We start from the raw sequence: 13,481 nt of genomic DNA, 5'->3' as shown, positions 1-13,481 counted from the left end.
TTCGCCCGCCAACAACGCGCGAATACTTTCCCCAGCATCCGCGGCCAAGGCCCATGGCCGCGGATGCTGTTCGATGCCTAGAAGCTGACCGCCAGCTTGGCATCGACACCGTGGTCGGAAGCACCGTTGCTCACCTGCCCGGTATAGCTGATGCCGAGCCTCGTCTTCGGCGCGACGGCGAAGTCGATGCCGGCACCCAGCACCGCCGCGTCCCTGGCGATCGCTGAACCGGTGATGTCGAAGCCGCCGCTGCCGTCGAAGGCGAAGGACGAGGTCGCAGCGACATCGCCGAAGGCGTGGCGCCAGCCAAGCGTGCCGTGCAGCGTGGCGTCGACTGCGCCCAGCGCCACCTCGGTCGAGCCGCGCACGCCGAGCGTGGTGAAGGTCACGTCGCTGCTCGACGCTTCGCTGGACAGCGCTGCCGCCCCGCCCGTTTCGGTGAAGGCATTGGTGCGCAGGTTGACATAGGTCAGGTTGGAGAAGCCCTCGACCGTGAAGCGCCCGGCCTCGACCTTGTAGCTCGCCTCGCTGAACACCTGCGCTGTGCCGCCATCATACTTGGCCGACAGCGCGTCCGAGAAGCCGGCGAAAGCGACCTGGCGCGCCGTGTCGAAGCGGTGCCAGGTGTAGCCGCCGCCGACGGTCAGCCCAAAGGGACCAGCCCGCGTGCCGGCATTGATGCCGACATGGTAGTTGTCGGCGCTGCCGCTCGAGCCGCCATTGGCGCTATTGAATGACGAACGGCTGTAGCCCGCGATCACGCCGGCGCGCCAGCTGTCGCCGACCATGGCATCGCCACCCGCCAACAGGCCGCCGGTGCTGCGGTCGAAGCCGACATTGGCGGCATCGGCCTTGCTGTCGCCCCACGAGCCGAAGGCCCGCGTCCACAAAGCGAAGCGGTCGGTGTCGGCAGGTGCCAGTTCCAGCCCGTCGTCGCCATAAGCCATGACAGGCATGCTGGCCGCTGCGTTGTCGCCAAAAGCCTGGTCGATGCGGCTGGTGGCTGCGTCCAGCATGACACCGCCGTCCTGCATCATCATGCCCCTGGCCGAGGCATGGACTTCGCCCGAAAGCTGCTCAAACGCCTGCTGTGCGCCGGCCTCGTCGAGATTGGCCACCGCGGCGTAGGCGGCATTGCCGAAGCCGAGGGTTTCCAGGGCTGCGGCGGTCGCCTTCTGGTTGCCGTTGGCGCCGACCTCGGCAAAGCTGATGTCGTTGCGGCTGAGCGTCAGCGTCACGTCGTTGGCGCCATAGGCCAGTGTCGGGTCGAGGAAGGCGAGGTTCGAGCTGACGTCGGCGAAGGTGCCGGTCACGCCGCCGCCTGCCGTGACGATCTGGTAGCTGGTCTGTGGCGCGTAGTTGTTGCCGCTGGCCAAAGTCAGCACCGAGCCGCCCTGGAGGGTGGCCTTGCCTGATGCTGCGACCTTGTCGCTCTCGCCCTTGTCGTTGGCCTCGACCTCGAACTTCGAGCCGGCCTCGAAGGTGATGTCGCCGGCGACATTGATGGTGCCGATCGAATTGCCCGGCGCCAGCACGCCCCCGGAGGCGACCACCGTATTGCCGAGCGTGCCGATGCCGCCAAGCGTGCCGCCGGCGCCGATCGTCGTCAGCGTCGAGGAGGCGATCGAGCCCTGGAGGGAGAGCGCGCCGGCCTCGACGACGGTCTCGCCGGTGTAGCTGTGGGTGCCGTCGAGCACCAGCGCACCGAGGCCGAGCTTGGTCAGGCTGCCCGCGCCCGCGATCTCCTTGTTGATGCCGACGACATTGGTTGCATCGGCGATGTCGATCGAGCCGCCGCCTGCCTCCAGCACGACGTTGCGGCCCAGCACATGCATGTCGGTGCCGGCAATCCTGAGGCTGCCGCCATCGAGGCGGAGCTTCGCCTGTTCGGTGCCGAGGGCCGCGTCCTCCTCTACGACGACGGTACCGCCGTCGGCGACCTTGAGTTCGCCGATGAAAGTATGGTCGTCGATGCAGTAGTCGACAATCGCCTGCTGGAAGCGCGCATCGGTGCTCTTGCAGTCGAGCAGCGTCTTCTTCTCGGCCTCCGTCAGTCCGGCCAGGATCGGCAGGCCGTTGGCGTCGGAGATCTGGCCGAGATAGACGTCGTCGCGCATGTTGTTGCGCGAGAGGAAAAACTCCTTGCCGCGCTCGGCGAAGGTCGAGGCGTCCTTGCCCCAGACGACGCGCGTCCTGGCGGTGCCGTTGTCGTCATAGGTTTCGAGCTGCGGCCCGACCCAGCGCACATTGTGCGCCACCGGCTCGTGGTCAGAGAGCGGCGTCTTCGAACCATTGGCGTTTGTCACATAGCTGACATCGGTGATAACGCCGAGATAGGGATCGTTCTGGTCGTCGTCGATCTGCCACCACTTGCCGAATGGCCGCGACGCCAGGAAATGGTCGATCTTGACGCGGTGCCAACTGCCCCAGGTGTTGGTCGCGTCCTCGCCGTGCGAGGGCCAGGTCACCGACCCGTCGTTCAGCGCATGCGGCGAGAACTGCTCGCGCTCGTTGGGCAGTTGCAGGACCTGGTACTGCTTCTTAAGGATGTTCATGGTCTGCGGCAGGTTGCCGGCGACCGGATACATCTCGTCGGCGAACAGGCCCGCAGGGATCGGCGCACCGTCGATCGCCGCATTTCCCTTGCCCTTCCACTGGGCGATGAAGGCGTCGAGCTGCGGCTGATCCTTGGCATACTGCTTCAGCAGGTCGAGATAGAACGCGTTGGTTGGGTTCTTGGTGTAGATCCTGAGCAGCCGCTCCTGCTGGCTGATCGAGTGCAGGCCGCGTTCCGAGACGTCGCCGGCGTTGAAGTCACCGGTCATGATGATCGGAGCCGTCGTCGAGGCCGCCCACTGGTTCAGCCCCTTGGCTTCATTGATGCGGTTGGTCGAGGGATCGTAGTAATTCAGGTGAGTCGTCGCGACGTAGCTCTGCGGCCGGCTCGAAGTGGCGTCGAGCAAGGTGTAGGTGGCGGTGTCGCCGATCTTGTTGGCGCCGTACGTGCCCGGCAGGCGCGAGAACACACCGACGTCGCCGTCCTGGCGCTTGCCGAAGGTGCCAAGTCCGGCTCCGCTCAGAATCCCGGGAATGTCGCGCACATAGGTACTGTTGGCCTGAAGTTCCTGGAAGGTCAGGACATCGTAATTGCCCTTGATGAAGAACTCCGACATCACGCTCGGATTGGCCTTGAACCTGTCGAGCCAGGTGTTGAGCGTCAGGATCCGGATCGAATCCTCGGCCGCCTGTGCGGCAACCGCCGAGACGGCCAATGCCGTGCCGCACAGCAGCGCGGCTGCTGCGGCGCGCAGACGCCTGTTGGGGCGGGTTTGGGCAGGCGCATCCTCGGCGCCATGTTGGAAAGTCGTCATCGCGTAACTCCTGTGTGCGACGCGACCGCGCATTGTCACAAAACCGCCAGGGCTGGCGTGCGAATGACATGTTGCGGTCACTGAAAAGTACGGATTCGGACATTAGTTTCGGTAGATGTCACTTTTACAACATTCCTGGGTACAGTCCCAAAACCCCGCGCACGACACCGAGATGCCGGATGAACCCGGCATACGAATTTGCTAGCTAGGATTGTGGAGACCGGATCGCAGATGGCCAGAACGAACGGACCCGGCATGGACAAGGACGACAAGAAATCGAGGCGCCAGGCCCAGCTCTTGAGCTATCTGGAGAAAAACCACTACGTCTCGATCGAGGAGATCACCACGCTTTACGGGGTAACGACACAGACCGCGCGTCGCGACATCATGGCTCTCGAACAAGACGGCAAGGTGCGCCGCCTGCACGGCGGAGCTACCATTTCGACACCGGTCGAGCCGTCGGTGCTGCGCCAGCGTCGGGTCGACAATGCCGCGCAGAAGGAAAAGATCGGCCGCCTCGCCGCCGAACTCATCCCAGACGGCGCTGCCGTGTTCATCGACACCGGCACCACCTGCGAGGCGGTGGCGCGGGCGCTGATCGGCCGCCGCGACCTGCGCGTCGTCACCTACTCGCTGCGCGTCGCCACGACGCTCAGCGAAAGCACCAATTTCGCCATAGCCGTCCCCGGCGGCTTCGTCCGCCAGGTCGACGGCGGCGTGTTCCGCGAGGAGACATCAGACTATATCAGGAGGTTCAAGTTCGACGTCGCCGTCATTTCGGTCAGCGGTGTCGACCAGGACGGCGACATCGGCGACGACGACCATGCCGAGGTCGCCGCAGTCTGCGCCGCGATGGGCCAGGCCGGACGCACCATCATGGCCGTCGACAGCTCAAAATTCGGCCGCCGCGCGCTCGTCCGGCTCGGTTCGTTGTGCGACATCCACACGCTCGTCACCGATACGCTGCCCGAAGAGCGCTTGCTCAACAAGCTGCGCGACAGTGGCGTCGAAATCCGCGTCTAGGCGTTGAGATAGAGCGGCGTCCTTTCGGAAATGGCCTGGTCTAGGGCCTGAATGGCCCTAGGGGCACAGCGGCAGCGTCGCGCAGGCCGACGGCATCGGGCGAAACAGCCTGCTCTTCCGGCGGGCGCTTGCACTGGACGACACGCTTTCCCATCCCTGGGTACCTGCCACGGCATGCCGTGCGAGCATGCGGATGTCGTCGGCGCTGTATCCGTCACGCTCCATGAGCTTCAGGATGATCGGGTCGTGCAACAGTTCCTCAAGCGTCAGTTCCGGCTGATCGCCCATAGTCGCCTCCGTTCGTGACCAATAGACTAGACACAACATAATCCCGAACCGTGACCGGCAAATGGCGGTTGCGTGACACGAAACGGGCTTTTCGTCGGCTGGCGACCATTGGAGGTGGCCGCCTCGCCGGATTTGCGTATTGCGCTTGCTACCAGCTGATGCGGGCCTGCGGCATGCCATACATCAGGCGCGAAAACTCGTCGCCGGAGACATGCACCAGCGTGCGGTGGTCGCCGCCCTCGAAATAGACGTCGCTGCCGCGGCGCAGCTGCTCATCGACCACGCAAGCCACCCTGTAGGGTACGCCGAGGATCGGGACAGCCCCCTCGTCACAGTCGGGAAACAGCGAGCTTGCCTCCTCTTCGGTGGCGAGCCGCACCTTGTCGCCGATGATCTCGCGCATCCTGGCGAGGTCGACATGGCGCGAGGCCGGCAGCACGGCGAGCACATAGCCGTCCTCCCATCTCAGCACCACACCCTTGGCAAGGGCATTGCCGGGCACGTGGCTCGCCTCGGCAGTCATCATCGAGCAGCCGGTCCGCGCATGTTTGGCGGCGTCGTAGCGGATGTGATTGTCCTCCAGATATTCTTGCATTGTCAATGAGATAGCCATGACCGTTCCTCCGGTGGGCGTACATCGGACGCTATGGACCGGAACAGGCGGAGCAGGCGGCTGGCACCCAAGCGATGGTATCGGACAGTCCGATCCCGCCATGGCCAACTCATTGCCGGTTTGCCGGTATGCCGAAGTTTCGAGGCCCCAACTGGGGTATTTCGAACGCGCGGGAAAGATACACTGCGCGGCCGCCGACAGCAACAAAAGAGACCGCCGCGCGCCCCATTTCGAAGCGCGCGGCGACTGTGTCGGCCGGGCTTGCGGCGCCCTCGCCTACTGCGCTGCCTTGACCTGCTCGTCCCAGGTTTTCACCTTGGTCTCGCCGTTGAGGAAGGGCAGCGCCATCGCTGCCAGTTCGGGCGCGAAGAAGACATCGTAGTGGGTCCGGTTGGGGATGATCGCCAGGCGGTTCTGCGCCATGGTCTCGCGCATCCAGCCGGCATCCTTCAAGCCGCCGCCGAGCAGCTGGTAGAATTTCACGATGTGCTCCGGCCGGTACATGTCGCTGTCGCCATAGACCAGCATGACCGGCATCTTCAGCGTCCTGACGTCGTCGGCCCAGTCATAGGGCGTGCGCATCATCTCGCCCATCCTGTCGAGCAGCTTGGGGAAATCCTCGACCTTCGGCGCCACCGCCGCATAGGCCTGGTACATCGGCGTCGGCTTCATCATCTCGGCCATGGCAGCACCCACCTGGGCCTGCATCGGCAGCATCTCGGGATAGAAGCCGTCCTGGGCAAAGCCCGCCGATACCAGCACAAGCCTGCGAACCGCGTCTGGATGCTGCACGGCAAGGCGGAAGGCCACACCGGCGCCCATCGAATAGCCCATGGCGTCGGTCTTGCCGTAGCCGAGCGTCTTCAGCAGGCCGGCCATGTCGTCGCCCATGTCGACATGGCTCATCTTGCGCTCGGTAAGTGCGGTTCGGCCATGGCCGTAGAGGTCGACCGCGATCACCTGCCGGCCCTTCGACAACGCCGGCAGCACCGGTCCGAACATGTCGATCGAGCCTAGTCCGCCATGGAGCAGCAGTAACGGCTCGCCCTCGCCGCGGATCTCGTAATAGTATTTCACGCCGTTGATCTCGGCATGTCCGGTCTTGGCGCCGGCAGCCGTAGATTTAGTCGTCTCAGCCATGGCCGACCCTCCGGTTACAACCGCGAGTGCCGCCGCCGCCAGCATGGTGATGAAACTGCGCTTGTTCATGTCCTCGTCCCTTCTCTCGCCAGGTCTTGCGACCCGTTGCTCCTAGGACGAACGGGATGACGGGACGCCGACATTGGTAGAGAAATTTTCCACGGATGAGGACGCGCCTGACTTACCTGCCTTCCCCCTTGCGGGAGAAGGTGGCCGAGCGAAGCGAGGTCGGATGAGGGGTGTTGGAAGGAATGAGAGGCAGAAGGAAACTCTGGATGGTGAAAAATCTGAAGCGCTGCACTCCGTCCAGCACCCCTCATCCGCCCCTTGGGGGCACCTTCTCCCACAGGGGAGAAGGAAAGGCCCCCCTCAGAGCGTCTTCGCCAAAGCCTCGAGCTGGTCGGCGCACTGGCCCCAGCCCTCGTGAAAGCCCATCTTTTCATGAGCCTCGCGATCCTCGACCGTCCAATGCCTGGCAATGGCGGTGTATTTTGTCTTGCCGCCGCCGACATTCTCGAAGGTCACGGTCGCCGCCATGAACGGCTTTTCCGACGGCAGCCAAGCTTCGGTGAAGGCATCGGTGAAGACCAGCTTCTCGTTCGGCACGACTTCGAGATAGACGCCGGAGCTGGGATAATCGACGCCCTCGGGGCTGCGCATGGTGATAGCGCTGGTGCCGCCGGCGCGCACGTCTAGCCTGGCACTGGCCGTCGTCCAGGGCAGCGGCGCAAACCATTTCGGCAGCAATTCGGCATCGGTCCAGCAGCGATAGAGCTTTTCGCGAGGGGCATCGATGATGCGGGTGAGCACCAGCTCGCGGTCGTTGGCACTAGCATTCATGTCGTCGTCTCCTGATGAATTTGGCTTTCGAAGCAAGGACGAAGCACAGCGGGCCGCACCGACAGTTCGATGCAAAAATTCGGCGGCTAGTGTTTGCGCGCCTGGACCAGATAGGAATCGATCGACGTCTCGCCCAGCCAGCGCGCCGCTTCGAGCCGGTGCAGGCCTTCGACCAGCACGTAACGCTTGCCGTCGTGGCGCACCTGGATCGGCGTCTTCATGCCGTTCTCGACGATGTCCTCGGCGAGATGCCGCACGGTTTCGGGATGCAGCGTCTTCTTGCGCGCGGCAGGCACATAGATGTCGTTGAGCGGTATCTTCTGGACTCTGAGCATGGTGGCTTCCGGCTGTGGAAGTACAGCTCCTCGTAGATAGGGTGTTTTGCTGAGCCGGCCAAGGCAGCCGCCGGCGGCATCAAGCCGATCGCCCTGCGGCGTCAGCTCCTTTTCTTGGCGGTACGCCGCTTGGCGTCATCGATCATCATGTTGGCCAGTTGCATGCGCACCATGGCGCGCTGGCGCAGGTGCGGCGCCACCCGGTCGGGATGGTTGGCCAGCGCAAAGATGCGGCGCATCTTGGCGAGATCGGCGGGCTTGGCATCGGCCAGCCCCAATTCGGCGGCAATCACTTCTGGGTCGATCGACGGCGCCTCGGGCTCCTCGACCGCAACCGCCTTGGCCTTGACCATGTCGAGCAGCGACACGAACTCGTCTTCCAGCGCGGCCCCTGCTTCGCGGTACTCGGCGGCAACCGTCTCGCCGGCGACGCGGATGCGGCCCGAATGCAGCTCGTCTGCAACCGCAAGATAGTCGAAAGGGATCGTCGGCGCGGGCGCAACGTCGCCTGGCTCGGACGCAACAAACAGATCATCGAGCAACGAAGCAAAGTCCCGATTGATCCCGGTGCCCATGCAAGGCCCTCCGCACGAAAACAAATGATACGCAATATCCGGCAGAACCATAGGGGTGGCCGGTTAAAAATCGCTTCGATGCTTCGTCCGCATCTTAGAATCGAACTAGAAAAAGCCGGGCCGCACGAGGACGACGGCCCGGAAACGCCCTACGGCGAGGAAAACCGGCAATCGCCGGCAATGCAGTTACGCTGGCGATGGGATTTTTGTTTCATCGCGACGAGATAAAACGCCGGCACCCCGCATGGCAGCCATGCTTATGCTGCACTGCACAATCGCAATGGAATCACCTATATGTGCAATGGGAGGACCAACAGGAGCCATGAAACATGGGTTTCTACACTGAACTGTTCGCCCGCCCGCGCCCCAAGGAACAGGCACGCTATCGCGCAGCGCTCGCGCTGCTCAATGCGATGAGCAATGCCGACCGCTCCGACATCGGCATCAAGCCGGCCGATTTCCCGCGCATCGCCCGGGAAATGTCGACGCGCCAGGCGTGATGGTCACGCGCGTCACTGCGCTGCCGCAATCGATCAGGCATCATTGCGGCAGGCAGGAGATTCGCGATGAAGATTTTTTCGACGCCCGCGGCCGCCACGCTGGCCCTTTCAGCGCTATTGCCCGTCCAGGCGTTCGCGGCCGAAGTTCCCTATATCGATGATCGTTCCGACGCGGCCGCCGTTGTCCGCTCGCTCTACAATGCGGTGAGCCGCAAGGAATATGCCCGCGCCTGGGACTATTTCGGCGAGGCCAAGCCGGCCAAGGATTTCGAAACCTTCGCCAAGGGCTACGAGGCGACCGAGCGCGTCGACGTCGAAACCGGCGCGGTCAGCTCGGAAGGCGCTGCCGGCAGCATCTTCTACAACATCCCGGTCGCGATCCGCGCCGTCGACAAGGACGGCACCGAGAAGGTTTTCGCCGGCTGCTATACCGCCCGCCAGGTCAATGGCTCGATCCAGGAGCCGCCGTTCACTCCGATCCAACTCGACAAGGGCGCACTCAAGCCCGCCGAAGGCGAATTGGCCGGCGCGCTGCCCAAGCAATGCGGCGACGCCCCGCCCACCGAAACCGATGCCGTGCTCGACCAAGCAAAGAAGCTGTTTGCCAGTGACTACCAAGGCTCGTGCGACACCCGCTCGGAACGCGACGATGCCGCGCTGAGCTACACGATTTCCTATCACAACAAGACAGACGCGGCGGACGCCAAGCCGAGCGAGGCCAGGCTGTTCCGCTTCTACTGCACGATGGGCGCCTACAACGAGACCCACGTCTACTATTTCTGGAGCGAGCTTGCCGGGCTGAGGCAGCAACACTTCGCCACGCCCGAACTCGATATCCGCTACGAGAACGACGACAGCGAGGGCAAGGTCGAGAGCGTCAGCACCATCGGCTACCGCTCGGAAGGCGAGCTGGTCAATTCGTTCTACGACGTGAATACCAGGACAATCGCCTCGCACGCCAAATGGCGCGGCGTCGGCGACGCCTCGTCGGACGGCATCTGGATCTTCCGCGACGGCGCGTTTTCGCTGGTGAAATACGACGTCGATGCATCCTATGACGGCGAGATCAACCCGGAGACAGTGCTCGACTACAACACCGGGCCGTGACCGCTATCTTTCTGCCAGCATCCAGTTGAGCGTCTCGCGCCAGTCGGTCATGCGGATCGGCGTACCGTGGGTGCCGGTCTCGAAACGCACGAAACGCACGGGGTAACCCGGCTTCTCGGCAAGGATCGAGCGGAAGAACGCCTCCTGCTTTTCCACCGGGAAGACCGGGTCCTTGCTGCCCTGGGCGAAAAACACCGGCACCTTGGCCGCGAAGGCCGGAGACTTGAGGAAGCCGTCCTCCCACAGCGAGCCAAGCAGCATCAGCCCGCTCAATTGCTTGGCCGCCCTGGCGTCACGGGCCAGTCCCCAGCACAGCGCCCCACCCATCGAGCCGCAGGCGACAACGACCTTTGCGCCAGGGGATTGGGCTGCGTAGTGCTCGATCAGGGCAGCTACCTCTGAAACACCCTTGTCGGCGAAGTCGGAAAAGTCAGGTGACAGATAGAGCCCGCCATTGGCGACCATCAGGTTCTTGATACGGTTGAAGTTGCCGCCGAAGGTGAAGTCGTCGACGCCCTGCTTGCGGCTGCCGCCCTGGCCGTGGAGGTAGAGCACGATGACCGACGCGCCCTCGGTCTTGCCCACCGCGACATGCCTGATTTCGCCGGCGTCGGTCCTCAACACCAGGTCCTGCTGCACCTTGCGCACGCCGGTCGAGACATACTTGCCCTGGACCCTGCGCTCAGGTACCTGGTCGCGCTCGTTGATGTCGCGCATCTCCTGGTAATCGACGACGCGGTAGGTGTCGCCCTCGGAGGACAGGATCGCCGGATAGGCAAAGAGGTCGTCCTTGTAGGGCGCGAGGGTTTGGGCATGGGCGGGAGAGGCAACTGATGCGGCGAGAACAAGCGGCAGAACGAAGTGGCCTATGCTGACTTGCAGCCAAGCGCTACACGTTGCCCCCCTCTGTCCTGCCGGACTGTCCGGCAGGACAGAGGGGGGCGCGAAAGAATGCGACTTCGATTTGAAAGCGTTGAGAACCATCACCAAGGGTTGGCTGGCCAACAGGCCCTTTGTCAACACGCTCAATCCTGCAGCACCCCGCCCGCTCCTTCGAGCGCCTCGGGCGTGTCGACATCGACAGCCGCCCCTGCGCCGATCTCGACGTCGATCACATCGACACCCTCGGCCTCGACCAGATGCCGGGCGCCGGTGTCGCCTTCGAGGTGGGCGACCGCAGGGAACAAAGACCGGGGCAAGATGACCGGGTTGCCGCGCTTGCCGTCGTGGGTGGCGCGAACCACGGCGCGGCCCTCGGCGCGTTCGAAAGCCTCGATCAGCCGGTTGAGGTCGGCTGGCAGCACCTCGGGCATGTCGCCAAGCACGATCAGCGCGCCGGCGGCATCCTCGGGAAGTGCCGCGACGCCCGCCTTGAGCGAACTGGCGAGACCGGAAACGAAATCGGCATTGTGCGCAACCGGAATGTCGAGGCCTGTAAGTGCCTCACGGATACGAGCCGCCTGATGGCCGGTCACCACGACAGTGCTTTCGGCCTTCGATGCGAGCACCCGCTCGGCCGTGCGGCGCACCAGCGGCTTGCCCTGGAACAGCGCCAGCAGCTTGTTGGAGCCGCCCATGCGGCTGGAGCGGCCGGCAGCGAGCAGCAGCGCATGGACTCTCGGCACCGGCGGAATGGCTGACAGGTCGCGCGGCTGCGGACGCGTCGGGATTTCCATCAGCAAACCTCCGACGCCCATGCCGCCGATGTCGGCCGCGGTCACCTCAAGCCCTGAAATCAGCCGGTCGAGCACCCAGTCGAAGCCGTTTTCCTTGGGGCTGCGGGCGCAGCCGGGGGCGCCGATGACCGCCGTTGCTCCGATATGACCCAGCACCAGAAGATTGCCGGGATCGACCGGCATGCCGGAACGGACGACGGTACCGCCGGCGGCACGAATGGCAGCCGGGATGACATCGTCGAAATCGCTCAGCGCCGAAGCGCCGAAGATCACGACCATGTCGTTCTCGCGGGCCAGCGCCCTCGCCGCCTCGGCCACGGCTGAGGCTTCGTGGGGGGTACGGCGCTCGGCGGTCAGCCGGCTGCCCGAACGTGCCAGCCGCTGTTCGGTCAGGCGCGCGGTCTTGCCGAGGACGCTTGCCTTGACGCTCGGCAGGACCGTCTGGATGACGCCGACGCGCTTCGGCACGAACGGATTGACGGCGAAGATCTCGCTTCGCTCGCAAAGCGCGGTTGCCTGCCGCACGAGATAACCGGCGACAGCGAAGGGAATGATCTTCACCGTCGCGACCATCTGGCCCTTTTCGACGGTGGCGTGCCGGGCGAGCGTGGCAACGGTGATCGACGGATCGATGGCGTTGATGGCGTCAACGAGGCCAGCGTCCACCGTGAAAACACCGGCTTCCCGCGCATACAGATTGACCCGGCCCGTCGCCGCCGGCTTCACCTCGACATGACGATGCCGCATGCTTGCCGCGATAGTCTCGGCTGCAGCGTCCTCGCCGAGGTCGCCGGGCTCCAGCACCGCGACGACGATCTCGGTCAGGCCCGCAGCCGCCAGGATGGCGATGTCTTCGGCACCGAGCACATGAGCCTTGCGGTAGCGACGGTCCCCGGCACTGGTTGAATGGGCCAGGACCGCGCCCTCTGCCTGTTCGACTGAGATGGAGCCGAATTTCACGCCGCCTCGCTTTTTGCCTTGGCGCCAAGCCCGCGCGAACGGAATGCGGCGATGACCTGCGCCAGGACCGCGACAGCAATCTCGGCCGGGTTGGCCGCACCGATATCGATACCGATCGGCGCATTGATGCTTTCGATCTGGGTAGGTGTCGCCCCCATGCCGAGAAGGCGCTCGACGCGCTTGGCGTGGGTCTTGCGGCTGCCCAGGGCGCCAACATAGAAGCACTCGGCATCAAGGGCTGCCTTGAGCGCGAAATCGTCGATCTTGGGATCATGCGTCACCGCCGCCAGCGCGGCATAGCGGTCGAGCGGGCAATGTTTCAAGACGTCCTCGGGCCATTCGGCATGGAGGGTGACGTCGGGAAAGCGATCGTCGCTGGCAAAGGCCGTGCGCGGATCGATGATCTCCAACGGAAAACCAGCAATCTTGGCCATCGGCGCCAGCGCCTGGCTGATGTGCACGGCGCCGACGACCACCAGCCGCGGCTGCGGCAGATGCACGTTGAGGAAGAATTGGCGACCCTCGGCCTCGGCCGTGCCGGAAAGGCCGGTGCGGAAGGCCCTGGAGATCGCCTCGCCGAGATCGCCCGCGACGACATCGCCCTCCTTGACGACACGGTCGCGGCCGTCGCCCATGTCGGTGACCAGGATGGCCGCACGTCGCGCGCGGCGCTCGGCATTCAACGTCTTCAGTGCAAACGGATCCATCGCTCTCAGCCCAGCCGCTCGACATAGACCCGGATACGGCCGCCACAGGACAGGCCGACCTGCCATGCCGTCTCGTCGGCAACGCCGAATTCGAGCATCTTCGGCTGGCCGCTGCCGATCACGTCGAGCGCTTCGGAAATCACGGCACCCTCGACACAGCCGCCTGAGACCGAGCCGTGAAAGGTGCCTTCGGCGTCGATGACGAGATGGCTGCCAACGGGACGCGGCGCCGAACCCCAGGTCTCGACCACGGTGGCAATGGCGACGTCCTTGCCGTCCTTCATCCAGCCTTCGGCGATGATCAGAGGATCGCGGGCCTCATCGAGAAACTTGCTTGGCATGGAAC

The 13,481-nt window shown here is 64.3% G+C and carries 14 protein-coding genes; 3 read left to right on the top strand and 11 right to left on the bottom strand.

What is annotated here, in order from left to right; genetic code table 11:
- Positions 1 to 77: 77 nt before the first annotated feature.
- The gene (locus tag WHT83_RS14465; RefSeq protein WP_406871549.1) at positions 78 to 3,371 is read right to left on the bottom strand and encodes an autotransporter domain-containing protein; all 3,294 of its coding nucleotides are present in this window, start codon (positions 3,369 to 3,371) and stop codon (positions 78 to 80) included.
- A 231-nt stretch (positions 3,372 to 3,602) separates the two neighbouring features.
- Between WHT83_RS14465 and WHT83_RS14460 the strand changes: the two genes are divergently transcribed.
- Complete coding sequence (locus WHT83_RS14460) at positions 3,603 to 4,394, top strand: DeoR/GlpR family DNA-binding transcription regulator (protein WP_406871548.1); 792 nt, start codon at positions 3,603 to 3,605, stop codon at positions 4,392 to 4,394.
- Positions 4,395 to 4,451: 57 nt separating this feature from the next.
- Here WHT83_RS14460 and WHT83_RS14455 read toward each other — a convergent pair whose 3' ends face one another.
- The 6 genes from WHT83_RS14455 to WHT83_RS14430 form a co-directional block, all read right to left on the bottom strand.
- Complete coding sequence (locus tag WHT83_RS14455; protein WP_108608388.1) at positions 4,452 to 4,682, bottom strand: hypothetical protein; 231 nt, start codon at positions 4,680 to 4,682, stop codon at positions 4,452 to 4,454.
- Between the two features lie 148 nt (positions 4,683 to 4,830).
- On the bottom strand, positions 4,831 to 5,295 hold the full coding sequence (locus tag WHT83_RS14450; RefSeq protein WP_055970666.1) for an aminoacyl-tRNA deacylase: 465 nt from the start codon (positions 5,293 to 5,295) through the stop codon (positions 4,831 to 4,833).
- A 276-nt stretch (positions 5,296 to 5,571) separates the two neighbouring features.
- Positions 5,572 to 6,504, bottom strand: a complete 933-nt coding sequence (locus WHT83_RS14445; RefSeq protein ID WP_406871547.1) for an alpha/beta fold hydrolase — start codon at positions 6,502 to 6,504, stop codon at positions 5,572 to 5,574.
- A gap of 300 nt (positions 6,505 to 6,804) precedes the next feature.
- Entirely contained in the window at positions 6,805 to 7,275 is a 471-nt protein-coding gene (locus WHT83_RS14440; RefSeq protein ID WP_406871546.1) for an SRPBCC family protein, read from the bottom strand.
- A gap of 86 nt (positions 7,276 to 7,361) precedes the next feature.
- The gene (locus tag WHT83_RS14435; protein WP_108608392.1) at positions 7,362 to 7,610 is read right to left on the bottom strand and encodes a ParB N-terminal domain-containing protein; all 249 of its coding nucleotides are present in this window, start codon (positions 7,608 to 7,610) and stop codon (positions 7,362 to 7,364) included.
- Positions 7,611 to 7,711: 101 nt separating this feature from the next.
- Positions 7,712 to 8,185: a hypothetical protein gene (locus WHT83_RS14430; protein WP_318761903.1), complete on the bottom strand. Its 474-nt coding sequence runs from the start codon at positions 8,183 to 8,185 to the stop codon at positions 7,712 to 7,714.
- A 329-nt stretch (positions 8,186 to 8,514) separates the two neighbouring features.
- Between WHT83_RS14430 and WHT83_RS14425 the strand changes: the two genes are divergently transcribed.
- The gene (locus WHT83_RS14425; protein ID WP_108608394.1) at positions 8,515 to 8,685 is read left to right on the top strand and encodes a DUF1127 domain-containing protein; all 171 of its coding nucleotides are present in this window, start codon (positions 8,515 to 8,517) and stop codon (positions 8,683 to 8,685) included.
- A 66-nt stretch (positions 8,686 to 8,751) separates the two neighbouring features.
- Positions 8,752 to 9,792: a DUF1176 domain-containing protein gene (locus tag WHT83_RS14420; RefSeq protein WP_108608395.1), complete on the top strand. Its 1,041-nt coding sequence runs from the start codon at positions 8,752 to 8,754 to the stop codon at positions 9,790 to 9,792.
- Positions 9,793 to 9,795: 3 nt separating this feature from the next.
- On the opposite strand, the gene WHT83_RS14415 is transcribed toward WHT83_RS14420, so the two are convergent.
- From WHT83_RS14415 to WHT83_RS14400, 4 genes are read right to left on the bottom strand one after another with little or no spacing between them, the layout of a single operon-like run.
- Positions 9,796 to 10,821, bottom strand: a complete 1,026-nt coding sequence (locus WHT83_RS14415; RefSeq protein ID WP_406871545.1) for an alpha/beta hydrolase family protein — start codon at positions 10,819 to 10,821, stop codon at positions 9,796 to 9,798.
- Positions 10,818 to 12,428, bottom strand: coding sequence for an NTP transferase domain-containing protein (locus tag WHT83_RS14410; protein WP_406871544.1), 1,611 nt, complete (start codon positions 12,426 to 12,428; stop codon positions 10,818 to 10,820). Before WHT83_RS14410 ends, WHT83_RS14415 begins: the two co-directional genes overlap by 4 nt.
- Entirely contained in the window at positions 12,425 to 13,135 is a 711-nt protein-coding gene (locus tag WHT83_RS14405) for an XdhC family protein (RefSeq protein WP_183261699.1), read from the bottom strand. Before WHT83_RS14405 ends, WHT83_RS14410 begins: the two co-directional genes overlap by 4 nt.
- Before the next feature lie 5 nt (positions 13,136 to 13,140).
- On the bottom strand, positions 13,141 to 13,476 hold the full coding sequence (locus WHT83_RS14400; RefSeq protein WP_108608398.1) for an XdhC family protein: 336 nt from the start codon (positions 13,474 to 13,476) through the stop codon (positions 13,141 to 13,143).
- Positions 13,477 to 13,481: the final 5 nt, after the last annotated feature.

Origin of the sequence: Aminobacter sp. P9b (assembly GCF_045345995.1) — a bacterium.
In the GTDB taxonomy this organism is placed as follows: Bacteria; Pseudomonadota; Alphaproteobacteria; order Rhizobiales; family Rhizobiaceae; genus Aminobacter; species Aminobacter niigataensis.
This window is presented reverse-complemented; position numbering and strand designations above follow the sequence as displayed.

Coding starts and splice junctions, on each gene's coding strand:
- WHT83_RS14435 (WP_108608392.1), bottom strand. CDS start 7,610: ATGCTCAGAGTCCAGAAGATACCGCTCAACGACATCTATGTGCCTGCC.
- WHT83_RS14420 (WP_108608395.1), top strand. CDS start 8,752: ATGAAGATTTTTTCGACGCCCGCGGCCGCCACGCTGGCCCTTTCAGCG.
- WHT83_RS14465 (WP_406871549.1), bottom strand. CDS start 3,371: ATGACGACTTTCCAACATGGCGCCGAGGATGCGCCTGCCCAAACCCGC.
- WHT83_RS14445 (WP_406871547.1), bottom strand. CDS start 6,504: ATGAACAAGCGCAGTTTCATCACCATGCTGGCGGCGGCGGCACTCGCG.
- WHT83_RS14405 (WP_183261699.1), bottom strand. CDS start 13,135: ATGGATCCGTTTGCACTGAAGACGTTGAATGCCGAGCGCCGCGCGCGA.
- WHT83_RS14425 (WP_108608394.1), top strand. CDS start 8,515: ATGGGTTTCTACACTGAACTGTTCGCCCGCCCGCGCCCCAAGGAACAG.
- WHT83_RS14400 (WP_108608398.1), bottom strand. CDS start 13,476: ATGCCAAGCAAGTTTCTCGATGAGGCCCGCGATCCTCTGATCATCGCC.
- WHT83_RS14430 (WP_318761903.1), bottom strand. CDS start 8,185: ATGGGCACCGGGATCAATCGGGACTTTGCTTCGTTGCTCGATGATCTG.
- WHT83_RS14450 (WP_055970666.1), bottom strand. CDS start 5,295: ATGGCTATCTCATTGACAATGCAAGAATATCTGGAGGACAATCACATC.
- WHT83_RS14455 (WP_108608388.1), bottom strand. CDS start 4,682: ATGGGCGATCAGCCGGAACTGACGCTTGAGGAACTGTTGCACGACCCG.
- WHT83_RS14460 (WP_406871548.1), top strand. CDS start 3,603: ATGGCCAGAACGAACGGACCCGGCATGGACAAGGACGACAAGAAATCG.
- WHT83_RS14440 (WP_406871546.1), bottom strand. CDS start 7,275: ATGAATGCTAGTGCCAACGACCGCGAGCTGGTGCTCACCCGCATCATC.